The sequence below is a fragment of the Tenacibaculum sp. TB-56 genome, from assembly GCF_059716275.2.
In genome coordinates this window covers 2,511,920-2,528,339 of the sequence record NZ_CM201367.1, presented here as the reverse complement: position 1 = coordinate 2,528,339, position 16,420 = coordinate 2,511,920, and the positions used below count along the sequence as shown (strand labels likewise).

Sequence of the window (16,420 nt, the reverse complement as noted above, 5' to 3'; positions counted from 1 at the left end):
AAATGCTAAACATTTTTTTTAAAAGAGCACTCATAGTAAATTTACTAATGAGTGTTCATTTTTTTTATGCTCAAACGAGCACCATTCCAGAGCAAAAAACACAAGTAGGTTTTGGACAAATAGATTTCTTGTCTATTAAAATGCCTGAAGGAGAACAAAATATGGATTATACAGGACTCCATTACAACCTGAAACTTAATGATTGGAGTTATGCAGGAGTTGGTTTATATGGTGCTGTAGGCGGTATTCGTGGTGGTTTTTTTACCTTGGGAGTTAATGCTGGAATTCAACAAAAAATAACGGATAAGTTATTTGTAGATGCTGGACTTCATTTTGGTGGTGGTGGAGGCGCATCAGCTCCTGATGGTGGCGGTGCATTCATTTTACCTCACTTTAATTTAGGGTACGATTTTAAACACTTTTCAGCCACAGCAGGATATAGTTATGTTGATTTTTTTGACGGAGGAACAATTAACGGAAGTCAACTTAATGTAGCTTTACAAATTCCTTTATCCTTTAAAACAGCTGATTTCAAAGACAGAGAAAACTCTTTCTCTATTGAAGATTTAAAAACCACCTCATGGAACACTTTAAGTAATCGAATTTCTTTATTGGTTCACTTAAATAACGCCAAAGTAACCAAAGGTTCTTATGAAGGAAACACAATACGTTTAGCCGGTTTTGAGCTAAATTCCTATATCACAGATAGCTTTTTCTTTTTTGTAAAGGCTGATGGTGCGTACCACGGAATTAAAGCAGGTTATATGGATATTTTCTTAGGTGGTGGATATCATTTATCAATGAATAAAAATCGTACGAATATTTTAACTAAATTTGGTGTAGGCGCCGGAGGCGGTGGCGGAGTTGATACCAAAGGAGGTTTTTTAATTTATCCTGATATTTCTTTAGAGCAAAAATTATTTGATAATGTTTACGCCTCAATTAATAAAGGGTATATGATGAGTCCTAACTCACACTTCGTTTCATCTACTTTCGGTTTAGGGCTAAAATATTATGTAGACAGAGATGGTGTTTTACCTGAGGAAAGAAAATTTACAGAAGGTAAGTTTAAAGGTTTTGAAACTATTATTAAGCAAGATTTATACCTAGATGCAGCAAGAGATGGTGGATTTAATCAAAACATGCATCAAATTTCATTACAGCTAAACTTCTTCTTAAATAAGTATTTGTATGCAGCAGGTCAAACCTCATTTGCCGATTTTGGTGATGCAGGAGCTTATGCTGAAGGAATTGTAGGATTAGGAGCTCAAACCAATGAGTTTTTTAATGGTAAAACCTCTCTTTTTGCACAAGTATTAGGTGGTGCAGCTGGTGGTGGTGGCATTAGTACAGGACAAGGATTAATAATTAAACCTAGTGTTGGTGTTAATCACAAACTAACGAATAACTTAAACATCAGGTTAGGTGCTGGTTATGTAAAAGCAAGAGGAGGAAGCTTAAGTAGCACTCAATTAAATTTAGGAATTTCGTATCGTTTTTCCTTTTTAAGTGTTAAGTAATTTAAAAATTTAACCTTTCGTTAAAATTTGATAAATTATCTTCGCTCTCAAAAACAAAAAGAATTAATATCTTTACTTTTTTCAAATATTAGTAAAGCACAATTTATATATACGTATGATTAAAAAGAGGATTATATCTCCACTGCAAAAATTTATAAAAACAGAAAGTGCTAGTGGTATTTTGCTATTAGCAGCTACTTTATTAGCCCTTATTTGGGCAAACTCTCCTTTTAAAGACAGTTATCAAGCTCTTTGGGAATACAAAATAGGGTTCAAGTCTGAGCATTTTGAATTATACAAACCGCTTATACTTTGGATAAATGATGGCTTAATGGCAGTATTCTTCTTTTTAATTGGATTAGAAATTAAAAGAGAATTTTTAATAGGTGAATTAAACACTACAAAGAAACTAGCATTCCCACTTTTTGGAGCTGTAGGTGGAATGTTGTTTCCTGTTTTGTTTTTTGTTATTTTAAATGAAGATCCAGAAACAGCTCATGGTTGGGGTGTTCCTATGGCTACAGATATTGCTTTTTCGTTAGCTGTTTTAAATACTTTAGGTGGCAGGGTTCCTCTGAGTTTAAAAGTATTTTTAACTGCATTTGCAATTGTTGATGATATAGGTGCTGTATTAGTAATTGCTCTTTTTTATAGCAGTAGTATTGATGTTACCTTAATTTCTATTGCGATAGGGTTGTTAGCTTTCCTTTATTTTATTGCTCACAGAGGTTTTTATTCTCATTATATAACATTTATGTTTGGTACAGTTATTTGGGTATTATTCCTTAAAGCAGGAATACATCCAACTGTTGCGGGAATTTTAATGGCTTTTGCAGTTCCTATTAGACAAAAGGTAGACACACCTAAATTCATAGATAACTTATCGCAAATAATAAAAAACATTAAAAGTGCTAAGGATACCTCTATGCCAATACTTTCTAAGGAACAAATTTCTGAAATAGATAATTTAGATCATTGGATAGAAGATTATCAATCACCTCTTCAGCTTTTAGAGCACAAATTGCACGACATTGTTGCCTATGTAATTATTCCAATTTTTGCTTTAGCTAATGCCGGAGTTTTAATATTTGATAGCAATGCGCATTTAGATTCAGCATTAATAATACATATAGCTTTATGCTTAATTTTAGGAAACAGTATTGGTATTACTACAATTATTACCATAGTTAAAAAGCTTAAAATAATAGAGATTCCTAAAGATATTAATATGCAACATATTGTAGGTGTATCGTTTTTAGCAGGAATCGGGTTTACCATGGCAATTTTTATTGCTAGTTTGGCCTTTGCAAAAAGCCCAGAGTTTTTAGGATCAGCTAAAATCGGTGTTTTACTAGGGTCTCTTGTTTCAGCTATAATTGGATATCTGATATTAAGGTATAATAAAACTGATAACACTATGAATGATGAAGAGTTAAGTACTAGCTCCAGCTAGCACTTAATTCTAACTAATATTACTCCATATGCCACTTGTTTTGCGTAGTTTTTCATACGTTTTTAGCAAGTTGGCATTTTCTTTTTTAGATAAACTAGGATCTTCTTGAAGTAAATTTATGGCAGCTTTACGTGCTACATGTAATATTGGACTATCCTTAACAACATCCGCTATTTTAAGGTTTAACACTCCACTTTGTTGTGTTCCCATAATATTTCCGGGACCACGAAGTTTTAAATCCACTTCGGCTATTTTAAAACCGTCTGTAGTTTCTACCATAGTTTGTAATCGAGTTTTTCCATCAGAAGATAATTTGTAACTCGATAATAAGATACAGTAGCTTTGCTCAGCTCCACGCCCTACTCTACCTCGCAATTGATGCAATTGACTCAACCCAAAACGTTCAGCACTTTCTATAACCATCACAGAGGCGTTTGGTACATTCACTCCCACTTCAATAACTGTAGTAGCTACCATAATTTGAGTATCTCCTTTGGCAAATCGTTCCATTTCATAATCTTTATCAGCTGGTTTCATTTGACCATGAACAATACTTATTTGGTATTTTGGAGAAGGAAATTCTCGAGAAATACTCTCATAACCATCCATTAAGTCTTTGTAATCCATCGCTTCAGATTCTTGGATTAAAGGATATACCACATAAGCTTGTCTCCCTTTAGCTATTTCATCTTTCAAAAACTTAAAAACACCTAAACGATTACTATCATAACGATGTACCGTTTTTATTTCTTTACGACCAGGAGGCAGTTCATCAATCACAGAAATGTCTAAATCACCATATACCGACATTGCTAATGTTCTTGGTATAGGTGTTGCTGTCATCACTAAAATATGTGGAGGAACAATAGCCCCTCCAACCTCCCCTAAGGGGAGGCTTTTTAAAGTTTCTTTTATATTTTCTAGAACATTATCGGTGTTTCCAATAACTTCTTCATTGGTAAATCTAATTACCCTATATCCAAAATCAGTTAAAATTTCAGTACGTAAATTGTCGGCTTCTTGTTGCTCAGGGTTTTCATGATATTTCCCATCTACTTCAACGATAAGTTTTTTCTCTAAACAAACAAAATCAACTATAAATTCATCTATTATATGTTGTCTCCTAAACTTATATCCTAGTTGTTTTGTTTTTAAACTTTCCCATAAAGCTCGCTCAGCAGGTGTTGTTTGCTTTTTACGTTGCTCTTGTAGTTCTTTTAAAAGTTTATATGTTGAAGGACGAGCTGTCATATACTTCTTACGAACTTCTTCTCCCTTCCCTTTGGGAAGGGCTGGGGTTGGGCTCTTCTCCCATAACTTTCTTCGTTGTGCTACTCCAAAACGATGTTGCTCATCAATAATAGCAATCCCTAGATTTTTAAATTGTACTTTATCTTCTAAAATAGCATGAGTTCCTATCAAGATATGTAGCGAACCATCTTCTAAACTTTCATGAATTTCTCTACGCTTTTTGGTTTTTGTAGATCCGGTTAATAAATCAACATGAATATTCGTGTTTTTCAATAAATCTACTATCCCATTATAATGCTGTATAGCTAAAATTTCTGTAGGAGCCATAATCGTAGCCTGATAACCATTATCAATTGCTAACAACATAGTTAATAAAGCTACAATCGTTTTTCCTGAACCTACATCACCTTGTAATAAGCGGTTCATATGAGCTCCAGAACCAACATCTTTACGGATTTCTTTTAATACACGTTTTTGAGCTCCTGTTAAATCGAAAGGTAAATGATTGTTGTAAAAATTAGTAAACTCCTCTCCTACATGCTCAAAAATAAATCCTTTTAGTTTCGATTTTCGAATGAGCTTTTTTTGTAATAACTGGAGTTGTATAAAAAATAATTCTTCAAACTTTAATCGATATTGTGCTTTGGCTAATAATTCTTGATTTTTAGGAAAGTGAATATTTAATAGTGATTCTTTTTTGCCTAAAAACTGATGTTCTTCTATAAAATATTGCGGAAAAGTTTCTTCAATACTACCATACACCTGCTGAAACAAATTCTGAATCATGCCACGCATAACTTTATTGCTTATTCCTTTTGTACCGAGTTTTTCAGTTGATGGATACACAGGTTGCATAGCCATTTGCAGCTTGCTTTTGTATTCTTTTACCGTTTCCATTTCTGGATGCGGCATGTTCGGAGTTCCGTTATACCAATTTAACTTTCCGTAAATTACATATGGAACTTCTACTTTCAAGCTATCTTTTATCCATTTCGCTCCTTTAAACCATACCAATTCCATAGAACCTGTATTATCAGAAAAAGTAGCTACTAATCGACTTCCTCTTTTTTGTTTTACGGTTTTTACTCCTGTAATTTTTCCTACAATTTGAACTTCAGCAGAGTTTTGTTGCAACTGACTAATAGTGTAAAACTGTGTTTTATCTATATATCGAAACGGAAACAGGTGTAACAAGTCCCCACAGGTTTTAATACCTAATTCACTATATAACAACTCAGCTCTTGCTACACTTACGCCTTTTATGTATGTTACTGGATGGTTTAAATTCATTGAGAACGAAAATACAAAAAGCCATTAAAATCAACTATCTTTGCACTCTTAAATTCATCAAATGAGATTACATAGAAATTTAGTTTTCGCGGTTATAGATAGTTTACGCGATATTTTTAATGAAGATGTATATGCTGACAAAGCTGTAGAGCAGGCGTTAAAAAGAGATAAACGCTGGGGAGCACGTGATAGAAAATTTGTTGCGGAAACGATTTATGATATTGTTCGCTGGAAACGATTGTATTCTGAAATTGCGAATGTAAAAGCTCCTTACTCCCGTCCTGATTTATGGAGATTGTTCGCTGTTTGGTGTGTGTTAAAGGGAATTCAATTACCAGATTGGAATCAGATAGAACCTACTCCATCTCGAAGAATTAAAGGGAAATTTGATGAATTATTAAAAATTAGAAAATTTAGAGAATCTATTCCTGATTGGATTGATGAAGTTGGAGTTCAAGAATTAGGAGAAGAAGTTTGGACCAAAGAAATAGCGGCTTTAAATAAACAAGCAGAAGTTATATTACGTACAAATACGTTAAATACCACCAAAGCTCATTTACAAAAACAATTAGCTTCTGAGGGAATTGACACTGAATTCATCAAAGGATATGATGATGCTTTAAAATTGGTTGAAAGAGCAAACGTATTTAAAACGGAAGCTTTTAAGAAAGGTTTTTTTGAAGTACAAGATGCTTCTTCACAATTAGTTGCTGCTTATTTAGATGTTGAACCAGGTATGAAAGTAGTTGATACTTGTGCTGGTGCTGGAGGTAAAACGTTACACTTAGCTTCTTTAATGAAAAACAAAGGGCAAATTATAGCGATGGATATTTATGAGAGTAAATTGAAAAAGTTAAAAGTTCGTGCTCGTAGAAACGGTGTTCATAACATCGATACTCGTGTAATTGATTCTACTAAAGTGATAAAAAAACTACATGGAAAAGCAGATAGAGTTTTAATCGACGCTCCTTGTTCTGGTTTAGGAGTTATCCGTAGAAATCCTGATAGTAAATGGAAATTACAACCAGAATTTTTAGATCAAATTAGAGAAACACAGCAAGAAGTATTGCAACAATACTCAAAGATGGTGAAACCAGGAGGTAAATTGGTATATGCAACCTGTTCAGTATTACCTTCAGAAAATCAACAACAAGTAGAATTCTTTTTAGCATCTGATGAAGGTAAAGATTTTACTTTTGTAAAAGATGAAAAAGTATTGTCGCACAAATCTGGTTATGACGGATTTTATATGGCTCTTTTAGAAAGAAAATAAACTGATTAGATTTTTGGATTGTTAGATTCTTAGATTTCTATATCAAGAAAATAAATATAAAAAAGGCTCGGGATAATATCTCGAGCCTTTTTCAATCAACTATTAAAAACTAACTAATCACCAAACATTACTTGTTAAGTAATTATATACTCATAAGACGTTTGTTTTTACGGCTCGTTACACAAGCTTCTTAGCTTTAACATTATTTTAAGAAAGCGTTTAAAAACCTATTTTGTTAAGTATTGATTTACAGTTTGTTTTGTTTTTTTAGTTATTTGTACCTACATTTAACTACAACTAACTTTAAACCTATTTTTATGACAAACTCAAACAAACCTACTACATTGTTTTGGATTATTGGTGTTGCTGCACTTATTTGGAATGGTTTAGGTGTAATGTCTTACATCGGACAAGCTTTTATGACAGATGAAGTAAAAGCTGCTTTACCAGAAACTGAAAGAGCTTTATACGAAAACATTCCTGCTTGGGTAACAGCCGCATTTGCTATAGCAGTCTTTGCTGGTTTGTTAGGCAGCATTTTCTTATTAGCGAGAAAAAAAGCAGCTAGATTTGTTTTTCTAATTTCTTTAATAGCAATTCTAGCACAAATGTCTTACAATTTATTTATGAGTAAAGCTGCCGAAGTATATGGTCCTGGTGGAGTTATTATGCCTGTGATGGTTATTCTTATTGGAGTCTTTTTATTAATGTATTCTAAAAAAGCTATTGAAAAAGGCTGGTTATCTTAACCTAAAACACAAATTACAATAAAAAAGCTGCTTTTTATAGCAGCTTTTTTATTCGAATAAGACAAAGATAAACTCAGCAACACAGGCGGGTTTTTCTTGTCCTTTTATTTCTATTGTACAATCAAATGTGAGTTTTTTTCCGTTTTGAAAATCCTCTAAATGTTTTAATGAACTTACTAAACGCAATTCACTATTAACAGGAACTGGGTTTGGAAAACGTACTTTATTCAATCCATAATTCAATCCCATTTTTATACTTTTAACCTCAAATTGCTTTGAAATTAATTCAGAAAGCATAGAAACCGACATAAATCCGTGAGCTATGGTTGTTCCTGTAGGAGAATATTTTGATGCTTTTTCTTCATCAATATGAATCCATTGCTTATCGAGTGTTGCATTGGCAAAATCATTAATCATTTGCTGTGTAACAGTATACCACTCTCCTACCGGTAATTGTTTTCCTTCTAAACTAGAAAGTTCTTCTAAATTTTCAAAAACTAGTTTTTTCATAAGGTAAATTATTTTCCAAAAATATCCTTCTTAATTCTAGGTAATTCTAATTTATATTGTACAGCAATGGTTCTAATAGAAACAATTATTCCGGCAGAAATTACAAAAAGTAAATCTTCATTTATATTAAAAGGATGTAAAAGTAAGTACACCATTCCTCCTGCTAAACAGGCGGAAGCATAAATTTCTCTATGAAAAATCAGCGGAATTTCATTCGTTAGCACATCTCTAATAACTCCTCCCATAACAGCAGAAGACATCCCCATAACTAACGCTACAAACGGATGTAGGTTAAAACTCAATCCTTTTTGAACGCCTATTAATGTAAATACACTAATACCAATCGTATCGAATAAAAACATTGTTTTTCTTAGTGGAGCTATTTTACTTCTAAATAAAAAGGTAACCACTACTGCTGTGAGTATTATCCAGATATAATTGATATCACCAATCCAATTTATAGGATGCGCATTAATAAGAACATCACGCGTCATACCACCTCCAATAGCAGTAACAAAAGCTATAATGAGCACACCAAAAACATCAAACTTTTTTCGAATAGCCACTAATGCTCCACTAATGGCGAAGGCGAAAGTTCCAGCTAAGTCTATGGCGTAGATGATACTCATTTATATTGATATTTCTGAAATTTGTATTTGTAATTCTTTTTCCACTTCAGCAATACGATTTCTTTCATTTTGAAGAATTAAAACTAAAGACACACCTCTTTTACCAGCTCTAGCTGTTCTACCACTTCGATGTGTATAATATTCTAACTTTTCTGGTAATTGATGATGTAGTACAAAACCTAAGTTTTGAACATCGATTCCTCTTGCAGCTACATCAGTAGAAACTAATACTTGAAGACTCTCATTTTTAAAAGCACGCATTACTTTATCACGCTCTTTTTGCTGCATGTCACCTTCTAGAGCTTCTACTGAAAATCCTTCTTCTTTTAAATCTTTTGTTAACTTTTGAGCTCCTGCTTTGGTTCTTGTAAATATAATACCTCTTTCAGTATGTCGTTTTTCTAAAAACTTAACAATAACATCGGTTTTTTCAGGAATCGTAGTTGTTACAAACTGATGCGTAATATTAGCATTCACCAAAGAATTCTTGTTTACTTCTACTTGTTTAGCAGAAGAACTCATGTATTTTTTTATGATACTTCTGATTTCTTCTGGCATTGTAGCAGAAAACAACCATGTTTTACGTGTACCTGAAGTATATTTTAAAATACGGTTTAATTCTAATTTGAATCCCATGCTTAGCATTTCATCTGCTTCGTCAAGTACAATAGTGTTGATATTTTTTAAATCAACCTCACCTCTCTCAATCAAATCAATTAAACGACCTGGTGTAGCTACCACGATATGAGTAGTTCTCTTTAAACTATTGATTTGACGATCAATTTTTTCACCTCCAAAAACAGCTTCTACAAAAATTCGTTCGTCTACATATTTTGTAAACTTAAATAATTGCTTTTTTATTTGTTGTGCTAATTCTCTAGTCGGAGCTAAAATCAACGCTTGAATATGGCCTTTAGAAGGATTTATTTTATGTAAGATAGGTAAACCGTATGCAGCTGTTTTACCAGTTCCTGTTTGTGCTAATCCAATAAAATCTGAATTATTTTCAAGCAAGTAAGGTATCGCTTCTTCTTGCACTTCAGTAGGAGTTGTTATTCCTAACTCTTTTAATCCTTTTACATACTCTTTTCGTACTCCTAATGCGGTAAATGTTGTCATTGTATAAATTTATAAGTGCAAAGATATTGTTCTTTTTTACGGTAATAATAAGTTTGTTACTTCTTTCGTAATTCTTTTTGGTTTTTTAGTAGTAGCATCTAATAAACAAAATGTGGTTTGAGATTTTACTAATAAAGTTTCGCCTCTATATATTTCAAAATGACGAATAGATTTTATTCCTTCGGTTTTACCAACCCAAGTTCTAAGCGTTACTTCATCTCCCAAAACAGCTTGATTTTTATAATCAACTTCATGACGAATAACAAACCAAACATAATCAATATTTGTCGCTTTTTTTGATAGCTCTTTCCAATGGGCATCAGAAATATTCTGCATCCATTGCACGTATACCACATTGTTCACATGGTTATACTCATCTATTTCATTAGCTGTTACAATATGTTTTTGTTCAAATACATTCATATAACAAACTTACAGGTTTGATGTTAATTATTACTTAAATATAACGTAGATTTTAAATTAGAACGATAATTCGTGTTAATTTAGGCAACATGAATAGAATCGCTGACGACTTAGGAACAAAAAGTATTAGTCAACTTCTTTTAAAACAAGCTATTCCTGCTTCTATTGGAATTTTAGTAATGTCGATTAACATGATAGTAGATACTATTTTTGTTGGAAGATGGATAGGTGTTTTAGCTATTGCTGCAATTACTGTTGTGCTGCCTATTGCTTTTTTAATCTCATCTATAGGAATGGGAGTCGGAATTGGAGGAAGCTCTATTATTTCAAGAGCTTTGGGTGCTGATAAATCTGATAAGGCTTTTGAAGTCTTCGGAAATCAGATATCACTTACTATTGTACTTTCAGTAATATTTGTGCTTTTAGGAACCTTCTTTAGCACGCCTATCTTACAACTTTTTGGTGCGAATGGAGATATAATTGTACCTGCTACTGATTATTTTAATGTAATTGTTTGGGGAGTTCCTTTTTTAGCTTTTGCTATGATGGGAAATCCTGTAATTAGAGCTGTAGGAAAACCTAATTACGCGATGCTTACTATGTTATTTCCTGCCATTGCTAACATATTCTTAGATGTTGTTTTTATAAAATTCATGAATTTAGGAATGTTTGGTGCAGGATTAGCAACTTCTATATCGTATGCTGTTAGCGGATTATTTATTTTATGGTTTTTCTTTTCTAAGAATACTCAACTAAAAGTCATTCCAAAATATTTTAAACTCAATTTTTCCATCGTAAAAGAAATTGTTTCTTTAGGTGGTGTAACGGTAGTAAGGCAAGGAACCATAAGTTTGCTTACTATTGTTTTAAACTACACACTTTTTAAATACGGAGGGGAAATATCTATTGCAATATATGGTATCATCAACAGAGTTATGTTGTTTGCCCTTTTTCCTGTTTTAGGAGTAACTCAAGGATTTTTACCTATTGCAGGATATAATTATGGAGCAAACAACGTTGAACGTGTTAAAGAGAGTATTAAAACCTCGATACTTTTTGGTACAGGAATAGCTATTATTATTTTTATCGCTATCATGTTGTTTCCAACTCAATTGGTAAGTATTTTTACTGAAGATAAAGAACTGTTAAACAGCACACCCAATGCGTTAATTATTGCTTTTTTAGCAACTCCTGTAATTACAACCCAATTAATTGGTGCGGCCTATTTTCAAGCAGCAGGAAAAGCGTTGCCTGCTTTACTTTTAACACTTTTAAAACAAGGAATCTTTTTAATTCCTTTGGTGTATATACTACCTCAATTTTATGGGGTAAACGGTGTATGGATGTCGTTTCCTATCGCAGATATTTCATCAACTTTGGTTACTTATATTTATTTAAAAAGAGAAGTTCGATTGAACTTAAATTAATCTAAAAGACTTTCTCCGTTTAAGTTCGTGGTTAAAACATCACTCATATAATCAAAGAAAGGTCGAAGTGCTCTAAAAGCATCATCTACTCTTGTTAAAAATTCTGGAGCAAGAACTTCTTTATCAGAAAAATGTTGAATAGCAATATACCCTTTTTTGCGAATCAAATCGATATCTGGATGTTCTTTGTCAAATCCTTTTGGAGCTGTTTTTAGTTCATCTCCTTCAAGCTTACCTCCAAAATATTGTACATAATTTTTCTCTTGTAAAATTTCTCTAATTTCAGAAGCGTCCATTTCAAATTCTTTACGAATACGAAGTAAATCCTCTTTATTTGGTTCCCAAAATCCACCCGCCAGAAAACTATCTCCAGGGCAAATATGCAAATAATAACCACCTCTTAACTCAGGTTTTTTTCTATGAAAAGAACCTCCAAAATGTGTTTTGTAAGGGGTTTTATCTTTTAAAAAACGAACATCTCTATAAATTCTAAACAACTTGTGCTTATCAACTTCATCGTGTTTATTCAAATTATCTTGAATGGTTTTGTACACCTCTTTTGCATTGTTTTGAGCTTTGGTGAATTCTTTTTTATGCTCAGTAAACCAATCACGATTGTTATTTTCTTTTAAGTCTTTTAAAAATTGAAATGTTTGTTTATCTATTTGCATTTTAAGCGAATTTGAGATTCTAAGGTAGAAAAAAACTCCACTATCATCTAGTGGAGTTTGTATTTTATATTAGGTGTAGATTACACCTTAAATCTGAAATGCATTACATCACCATCTTTAACAACGTATTCCTTTCCTTCTACTCTCATTTTACCAGCTTCTTTTACTTTAGCTTCGCTACCAAATGCAACATAATCGTCATAACTGATAGTTTCTGCACGGATAAATCCTTTTTCAAAATCGGTGTGAATTACTCCTGCAGCTTGTGGTGCAGTTGCTCCAACAGGAATTGTCCAAGCTCTTACTTCTTTAACACCTGCAGTAAAATAAGTTTGTAAGTTTAATAACTTATATGCCGAACGAATTAAACGAGAAACACCTGCTTCTTCTAATCCGATATCTGCTAAAAACATTTGACGCTCTTCGTAGTCTTCTAATTCTGTAATATCAGCCTCTGTACCTACTGCTAACACAATAACTTCAGCATTTTCGTGAGCTACATTTTCTTTTACCTTATCAACATAAGCATTTCCTGAAACTGCTGATCCTTCATCAACATTACATACATATAATACTGGTTTTGCAGTAATGAATTGTAATGGATGTACAAACTCTTCTTCTTTTTCAGTAAATTCAATAGAACGTATAGACTTTCCTTCTAATAAAGTAGTTTCAACTTTCAATAAAATTTCTAATTCTACTTGCGCTTCTTTATTACCAGTTTTAGCTGTTCTTTTTACACGCTCTAAACGTTTTTGAACTGTTTCTAAATCTTTTAATTGAAGTTCAATATCAATAGTTTCTTTATCACGGATAGGGTCTACAGATCCATCAACGTGCACAATATTATCGTTATCAAAACAACGTAATACGTGTAAAATAGCATCTGTTTCACGAATGTTTGCTAAGAATTGATTTCCTAAACCTTCTCCTTTACTTGCTCCTTTTACCAATCCTGCAATATCTACAATCTCTACAGTTGCAGGTAATACTCTTTCAGGGTTAACTAATTCTTCTAATTTTTCTAAACGAGTATCTGGTACATTTACCACTCCTAAGTTTGGTTCAATGGTACAAAACGGAAAGTTAGCACTCTGTGCCTTCGCGTTTGATAAACAGTTAAATAAGGTTGATTTCCCTACGTTAGGTAATCCTACAATTCCAGCTTTCATTCTATGTTTTTATTGAAATTTTGCGAGTGCAAATATAATGCATTGCTTTCTAAAAACACTATTTATTTAAAACTCATTAATTACTTTAATTCATTGTTACTTAATTAAAAAATTAACATTTATTTAATAAGTTAACTGATTTTAACTATTTTTAGCTAATAATAAACTAAAAACTTCTCTTATGTCTAAACAAAAACTCTTTGTTATTTGTTTTTTATTTCTTGGTTTACAAGTAATAAATGCTCAAATACAAATAAAAGGAACTGTAAAGGGTGTTAATAACGAACCTTTACCAGGAGCTAACATTCTAGAAAAAGGAACAACCAATGGAACATCTAGTGATTTCAATGGAGAGTTTTCTCTAAGTGCTGATCCTAACGGAACCCTAATCATAAGTTTTTCAGGTTTTGAAACACAGGAAATCCCTATCAATGGAAAAACTAGCTTTGATATTGTTTTGAAAGAAGGGTTAGAACTAGACGAAGTTATTATTGTTGGATCTAGAAATACAAGAAGAACAGCGGTAGATACTCCTGTACCAGTTGATGTTATTGACGTAGGTGATTTAGCAACGAAAAGCGGTAAAGTAGAAGTCAATGATATTTTACAATATGCTGCACCTTCGTTTAACGCTACAAAACAATCGGGTTCTGATGGTGCTGATCATATCGTACCAGCTTCTTTACGTGGTTTAGGTCCTGATCAAACTTTAGTCCTTATCAACGGTAAAAGACGTCATCAATCTTCGTTAGTTAATATTTTTGGTACGCGTGGACGTGGAAATTCTGGAACAGATTTAAACGCAATTCCTTCCGCAGCTATTAAAAGAATAGAAGTTTTAAGAGATGGAGCTTCTGCCCAATATGGTTCTGATGCCATTGCTGGGGTAATCAACATTGTTTTAAAAGATAATACAGATGGAGTTTCAGGAAGTTTAGGGTATGGAGCTTACAGTACTGCAATTGGTGATGGTTGGGCTGAAGCTACTGGTGAAACTTTATATAATGTAGAAGGAAAAAATAGATTGGATGGTGAAAATAAAAGTTTTGATGGTGGTACTTTTAAGCTAGATTTAAACTACGGAGCAAAGTTGAATGATAAAGGAGGTTTTGTAAACTTTACAACTGAGTTATTATCAAAAGAAAGAACGTTAAGACCAGGGTTTTCTTGGCGAAAAGGATATGGTAGCGCAGGTATTGACGGATTCAATTTTATGGTAAATGCTAGTTTACCAATTAATGATAACACGGAAGTATATGCTTTTGGGGGAAGAAATTATAGAGATACCGATGCTTATGCTTTTTCAAGAGATAGTTATGCAGATGGCGATAACCGAAGTGTTCCTAGTATACATCCTAATGGGTTTACTCCAAGAATTACTTCTAACATTACAGATATTTCAGTATCAGCAGGAATTAAACATAAATTAAATAATGGTTGGGGAGTTGATTTTAACAATACCTACGGAGAAAACAAGTTCCATTATTTTATAAAAGATTCTAATAACGCTTCGATGAAAGATGCCTCTCCTACTGATTTTAATGCAGGTGGACATAGTTTATCACAAAATACTACAGGACTGGATTTCTCTAAATATTTAGAAGATTTAATGAGTGGAGTTAACTTCGCTTTTGGATTGGAGTATAGAACAGAAAACTTTATCATTTTTTCAGGTGAAGCTGCCTCATACGGATTATATGATGATAACGGAGTTTTAATGGCGAATCCTGCGGTACAACCCGTTGCTGTAGATGGCAATGGAGAAGAACTAGTAGGAGGCTCTCAAGGATTTCCAGGTTACGGACCAGATAATGAAGTAGATCGTTCTAGAAGTAATGTGGGTATCTATTTTGATTCTGAATTTAATTTCACTGAAAAGTTTTTAGTTGGTGCAGCTCTCCGTTTTGAAGATTATAGCGATTTTGGAAGTACTTTTAACTTTAAGTTAGCTTCAAGGTTTAAAGCAAATGACAATTTAACCTTAAGAGGTTCTATTTCTTCAGGTTTTAGAGCCCCATCATTAGCTCAATTATATTACAATTTAAAATTCACCAATATTGTAAACGGAGAATCACTTCCTTCATTATTGTCTGCTAACAATAGTACTGTAACTAAAGCTTTTGGTATCGAGCAATTAAAAGAAGAAACTGCTTTTAATGCTAGTTTAGGTTTTACTTATAAGATAGGCGGATTTACAGCAACGATTGATGCGTATTCAATTACAGTTGATGATCGTATTATTTTAACGGATAATTTTGATGCTTCTGGACTAAATTTAGGAGTTGATGCTGCCCAGTTCTTTGCCAATGGAGTGGACACGAAAACCCAAGGGATAGATATTGTTTTAAACTATAAAAGAACCTTTGATGAACACAGAGTTAATGTAGGTTTAGTAGGAAACTTTAACGATACTGAAATTGAAAAAATCAAAAATGGTAACCTGAATAAATTTACGTTCTTTAGCCCGTTTTCTGAAGCTTATTTAAAAGCAGCCGCTCCAGATCATAAATTTGGATTAAATTTAGATTATGGATACAAAAAGTTAGATGTAGCTTTAAATTTCACTAAGTTTAGTGAGGTACAATTACAAGATTTTCAATGGGTAGACTCACCTGCAACTACACAGGCAGAAGCAGATGCATTATTTCCAGTAGCAACTGATGTTTATAAGAGTAAAATTACAACCGATTTAAGTTTAAGCTATGCTTTTACAGATAAAATTACTTTTACACTTGGAGGTAACAACATTTTTAATCTGTACCCTACTCCACAATTTGATGCATGGACAGATCAAGGAGGATTAGCAGATTCTGTACAAATGGGGTCAGACGGTGCTTATTTCTTTACTAGATTAGGTTTTAAACTTTAAAACAGAACATATACAAAACAAAAAATCCCGATAATATTCTCGGGATTTTTTGTTTTTATCTTAA

The 16,420-nt window shown here is 32.8% G+C and carries 13 protein-coding genes; 6 read left to right on the top strand and 7 right to left on the bottom strand.

The window, feature by feature from the left end:
- The first annotated feature begins 47 nt into the window (after positions 1-47).
- Complete coding sequence (locus AC3VI6_RS12105) at positions 48-1,520, top strand: hypothetical protein (protein WP_497706381.1); 1,473 nt, start codon at positions 48-50, stop codon at positions 1,518-1,520.
- Positions 1,521-1,635: 115 nt separating this feature from the next.
- On the top strand, positions 1,636-2,973 hold the full coding sequence (nhaA, locus tag AC3VI6_RS12100) for a Na+/H+ antiporter NhaA (RefSeq protein WP_497706380.1): 1,338 nt from the start codon (positions 1,636-1,638) through the stop codon (positions 2,971-2,973).
- Positions 2,974-2,982: 9 nt separating this feature from the next.
- On the opposite strand, the gene AC3VI6_RS12095 is transcribed toward nhaA, so the two are convergent.
- Positions 2,983-5,514 carry a DUF559 domain-containing protein gene (locus AC3VI6_RS12095; RefSeq protein WP_497706379.1) on the bottom strand — a complete coding sequence of 844 codons (2,532 nt, stop codon included), beginning with the start codon at positions 5,512-5,514 and terminating at the stop codon, positions 2,983-2,985.
- A 61-nt stretch (positions 5,515-5,575) separates the two neighbouring features.
- Between AC3VI6_RS12095 and AC3VI6_RS12090 the strand changes: the two genes are divergently transcribed.
- Complete coding sequence (locus AC3VI6_RS12090; protein WP_497706378.1) at positions 5,576-6,787, top strand: RsmB/NOP family class I SAM-dependent RNA methyltransferase; 1,212 nt, start codon at positions 5,576-5,578, stop codon at positions 6,785-6,787.
- Positions 6,788-7,104: 317 nt separating this feature from the next.
- Positions 7,105-7,536: a hypothetical protein gene (locus AC3VI6_RS12085; protein WP_274633654.1), complete on the top strand. Its 432-nt coding sequence runs from the start codon at positions 7,105-7,107 to the stop codon at positions 7,534-7,536.
- Positions 7,537-7,584: 48 nt separating this feature from the next.
- Here the strand turns inward: AC3VI6_RS12085 and AC3VI6_RS12080 are convergent, their stop codons facing one another.
- Genes AC3VI6_RS12080 through AC3VI6_RS12065 form a run of 4 tightly spaced genes read right to left on the bottom strand, consistent with a single transcriptional unit; the run spans position 7,585 to position 10,217 of the window.
- Positions 7,585-8,046 (bottom strand): MaoC family dehydratase, encoded by a 462-nt coding sequence (locus AC3VI6_RS12080; protein ID WP_497706377.1) that lies wholly within the window; start codon positions 8,044-8,046, stop codon positions 7,585-7,587.
- A gap of 8 nt (positions 8,047-8,054) precedes the next feature.
- Positions 8,055-8,675: a trimeric intracellular cation channel family protein gene (locus AC3VI6_RS12075; RefSeq protein ID WP_497706376.1), complete on the bottom strand. Its 621-nt coding sequence runs from the start codon at positions 8,673-8,675 to the stop codon at positions 8,055-8,057.
- Positions 8,676-9,794 (bottom strand): DEAD/DEAH box helicase, encoded by a 1,119-nt coding sequence (locus tag AC3VI6_RS12070; RefSeq protein WP_497706375.1) that lies wholly within the window; start codon positions 9,792-9,794, stop codon positions 8,676-8,678.
- A gap of 36 nt (positions 9,795-9,830) precedes the next feature.
- Entirely contained in the window at positions 9,831-10,217 is a 387-nt protein-coding gene (locus AC3VI6_RS12065; protein WP_435254855.1) for an acyl-CoA thioesterase, read from the bottom strand.
- Between the two features lie 89 nt (positions 10,218-10,306).
- On the opposite strand from AC3VI6_RS12065, the gene AC3VI6_RS12060 reads away from it, so the two are divergent.
- A complete protein-coding gene (locus AC3VI6_RS12060) occupies positions 10,307-11,644 on the top strand; it encodes an MATE family efflux transporter (RefSeq protein WP_497706374.1) in 1,338 nt (445 codons plus the stop codon).
- Here the strand turns inward: AC3VI6_RS12060 and AC3VI6_RS12055 are convergent.
- The gene (locus AC3VI6_RS12055) at positions 11,641-12,315 is read right to left on the bottom strand and encodes a DUF2461 domain-containing protein (protein ID WP_497706373.1); all 675 of its coding nucleotides are present in this window, start codon (positions 12,313-12,315) and stop codon (positions 11,641-11,643) included. The genes AC3VI6_RS12060 and AC3VI6_RS12055 overlap by 4 nt on opposite strands.
- 80 nt (positions 12,316-12,395) lie before the next feature.
- Positions 12,396-13,487: a redox-regulated ATPase YchF gene (ychF, locus tag AC3VI6_RS12050; protein WP_497706372.1), complete on the bottom strand. Its 1,092-nt coding sequence runs from the start codon at positions 13,485-13,487 to the stop codon at positions 12,396-12,398.
- 181 nt (positions 13,488-13,668) lie between these two features.
- On the opposite strand from ychF, the gene AC3VI6_RS12045 reads away from it, so the two are divergent.
- Complete coding sequence (locus AC3VI6_RS12045; protein ID WP_497706371.1) at positions 13,669-16,356, top strand: TonB-dependent receptor; 2,688 nt, start codon at positions 13,669-13,671, stop codon at positions 16,354-16,356.
- Positions 16,357-16,420 lie beyond the last annotated feature (64 nt).